The sequence below is a fragment of the Mesorhizobium sp. M7A.F.Ca.US.002.01.1.1 genome (assembly GCF_004022955.1).
GTDB lineage: Bacteria > Pseudomonadota > Alphaproteobacteria > Rhizobiales > Rhizobiaceae > Mesorhizobium > Mesorhizobium ciceri.
This window is the reverse complement of the sequence record NZ_RZQE01000599.1, coordinates 1-3,025: the sequence shown is the minus strand read 5'-3', so window position 1 is coordinate 3,025 and position 3,025 is coordinate 1. Positions and strand designations below refer to the sequence as shown.

The window sequence follows — 3,025 nt, the reverse complement described above, 5'->3', positions numbered from 1 at the left end:
GTCGTGGCGTTGGCCATTGCTGGCGGAGAAGCGATGCCGTTTTGGGGGAGGGCGCAGATGTTCGAACGTCACATCGTCGATTGGGATGATGCCTATGCCAACGGTGCGAACATCGCCGGCAGCGACCGTTGGCCAGCCGCCTGGGCGGAGCCAGCGGCAGCATTCCGCGATGCGCTCTCGGCAGAGAGCCGGGCACGGCTCGACATCGCCTATGGCGACGGGTCGCGCAATCGGCTCGATCTTTTCCTTCCCAAGGCCGCGCCCAAAGGACTGGTGGTGATTATCCATGGCGGTTACTGGCTGGAGACCGACAAGAGCTTGTGGTCGCATCTCGCCAAGGGCGCGGTCGGCAGCGGCTTCGCCGTTGCGATGCCCTCCTACACGCTGTGCCCGGACATACGCATCGCAGGCATCGTCCGGGAAGTCGGGGCGGCGATTGGCAAGGCAGCGGCAATGGTTGACGGACCGCTGATGCTGACCGGACATTCGGCCGGCGGCCATCTCGCCACCCGGATGGTGACGACAACCACGCCTCTGGCGCCGGATGTGGCGCGGCGCATACGCCATGTCGTTTCGATTTCAGGTCTACACGATTTGCGTCCGCTCATGCGCACCGGCATGAACAAGGACCTGGCAATCGACGAAGAGGAGGCGCTGGCTGAAAGCCCAGCCCTGCTGCGCCCGATGGATGGCGCCCGCGTCACCTGCTGGGCCGGCGGCGGTGAGCGCGCCGAGTTCCTGCGCCAGAATACGTTGCTTGCCAACATCTGGACCGGCCTTGGCGCCACCACCAGCACCGTGGTCGAGCCCGACCGGCATCACTACGACATTGTCGACGGCCTTACCGATCCGGCGCATCCGCTGACACAGAGCTTGATCTCGAGCTAGAGCCGAGATCACTTTCTCGTCTGTTATGAACGGCTTGCCTGGAATTCCTCAGCGCAGCATCAAAACGCTGCAAGCCTCGCCCGCGGCTGCTGCAGGGGCAAACGGTGCCCGCACGATCAGCCCGTTGGCGTCGGCCAGCATTCTCAGCATCGAGGAATCCTGAATGCCGAACGGCGTCGCCACCAGCGCGCCGTCATCTTCCCTGACCACGGCTCGGACATAGTCCTGGCGCAAATCATTGGCCGGCATTGCGGCACCCAGTCGCGCTGGGCGAATGTCCTGGCGATGGTTGCGGCCGCCGAGCCGCGCCAGCAGCGGCTTCAGGAACAGTTGCGAGCAGACCAGGCTTGCCACCGGGTTGCCGGGCAGGCCGATGCACCTGATATCGCCGAGGCGGCCGAACATCAGCGGCTTGCCGGGGCGCATGGCAATCTTCCAGAAGCCGAGCGTCATGCCTTCGCCGGTCAGCACATCGTGGATCAGGTCGTGATCGCCGACCGAGGCGCCACCAAGCGTCACGATGACATCCGCACCGGCCGCCACCGCTTTTTGCACCAGTTCGGCGATGGCCTCCTTGCGATCGGCGGCAATGCCGAGATCGAGCGCGCGGGCGCCGACCGAGTGTGCGGTGGCAGCGACGCCATAGGCATTGGACGAGATGATCTGGTCCGGGCCGAGATTACTGCCCGGCGGCAGCAATTCGTCGCCGGTGGCGATGATGGCGACAAGCGGTCGTCTTACCACCTTGACCTGGGGATGGTTGGCCGATGCTGCCAGCGACAGTGCCGCCGGGTCGAGCAAACGGCCTCTTTCGAGCAGCACATCGCCTGTTGAAAAATCGAGCCCGATGCGGCGGATATTGCGCCATTGCGCCGTCGGCTCGGTCACTTCGATTTCGCCGCCGCCGAGGTCGTGGACATTCTCCTGGATGACGATGGTGTCGGCGCCTTCGGGCAGCGGCGCGCCGGTGAAGATGCGCACCGCTTGTGCCTTGCCGATCCTACCGGCAAAACCACGTCCGGCCGGCGCCATGCCGATCACCGACAGCCTGGATGGTACCGACGCCACGTCGGCGGCTCGAGCGGCATAGCCATCCATGGCGGAAGCGTTGAAAGGTGGCTGGGTACGGAGTGCCACGACCTGTTCTGCCAGAACACGATCCACCGCCTCGAACAGAGGAAGGCTTTCGCCGGCTAGAGGTGCCGCACCATCGAGCAGGCGTTCAAGCGCCTCCGCGATAGGAACCAGCGCCATCAGGAACTCGCCTTGTAGTCACCCGACTTGCCACCGGTCTTTTCGACCAGGCAGATGCCGGTGATGACCATGGCGCGGTCTACTGCTTTGGCCATGTCGTAGATGGTCAGGCAGGCTACCGAAGCGGCCGTCAGCGCTTCCATCTCGACGCCCGTCTTGCCGGTGACGCGGGCCAGTGCGGTGACCTTCAGGCCAGGTAAAGCGTGGTCCGGCTCGATGTCGACGGAAACCTTGGTCAGCAGCAGCGGATGGCAGAGCGGGATCAGCTCATGCGTCTTCTTCGCCGCCATGATGCCGGCAATGCGCGCGGTGCCGAGCACGTCACCCTTCTTGGCGTTGCCGGCGAGGATCATCTTCAGCGTCTCGGGCTGCATCGCGACAAAGCCTTCGGCGATCGCCGTGCGCGTTGTTTCTTCCTTGTCGCCGACATCGACCATGTTGGCCTCGCCCTGCGCGCCGAGATGGGTCAGGCCTGATACCATCGTCAGATAGCCTCGGCCAAAGCCTTGCCTGTCAGAAGCAAGCGCGTCGCGGTGGTGACGTCCTGTTGCCGCATCAGGCTCTCGCCGACAAGAAAAGTGCCGATGTCGCTCTTTTGCAGCCTGAGGCAGTCGTCATGGGTGAAAATACCGCTCTCGCTGACCAGCAGGCGGCCGCCCGGCACCATGGGTGCCAGCCGCTCCGACGTTTTAAGGCTGGTTTCAAATGTTCTCAGATTGCGGTTGTTGATGCCGATCAGCCGCGACGACAGTTTTAGCGCGCGCAGCGTCTCGGACTCATCATGCACATCGATCAGCGCATCCATGCCGAGTTCGAATGCCGTTGCCTCAAGCTCGCTCGCCAGGGCGTCGTCGACGCTGGCCATGATGATCAGGATGGCATC

4 protein-coding genes are annotated in these 3,025 nt (G+C 63.9%); 1 reads left to right on the top strand and 3 read right to left on the bottom strand.

Annotated features, from left to right (window positions below):
- Window positions 1-57: 57 nt before the first annotated feature.
- Window positions 58-888, top strand: a complete 831-nt coding sequence (locus EN932_RS32630; RefSeq protein WP_127385143.1) for an alpha/beta hydrolase — start codon at window positions 58-60, stop codon at window positions 886-888.
- A 48-nt stretch (window positions 889-936) separates the two neighbouring features.
- Here the strand turns inward: EN932_RS32630 and glp are convergent, their stop codons facing one another.
- The 3 genes from glp to EN932_RS32615 form a co-directional block, all read right to left on the bottom strand.
- Window positions 937-2,142: a gephyrin-like molybdotransferase Glp gene (glp, locus tag EN932_RS32625; RefSeq protein ID WP_127385144.1), complete on the bottom strand. Its 1,206-nt coding sequence runs from the start codon at window positions 2,140-2,142 to the stop codon at window positions 937-939.
- Complete coding sequence (gene moaC, locus EN932_RS32620) at window positions 2,142-2,624, bottom strand: cyclic pyranopterin monophosphate synthase MoaC (protein ID WP_064995870.1); 483 nt, start codon at window positions 2,622-2,624, stop codon at window positions 2,142-2,144. The genes glp and moaC overlap by 1 nt, the downstream gene beginning before the upstream one ends.
- A 2-nt stretch (window positions 2,625-2,626) precedes the next feature.
- Window positions 2,627-3,025, bottom strand: a 399-nt coding sequence (locus tag EN932_RS32615; protein ID WP_164890745.1) for an indole-3-glycerol phosphate synthase TrpC, incomplete at its 5' end; no start/stop codon positions are given.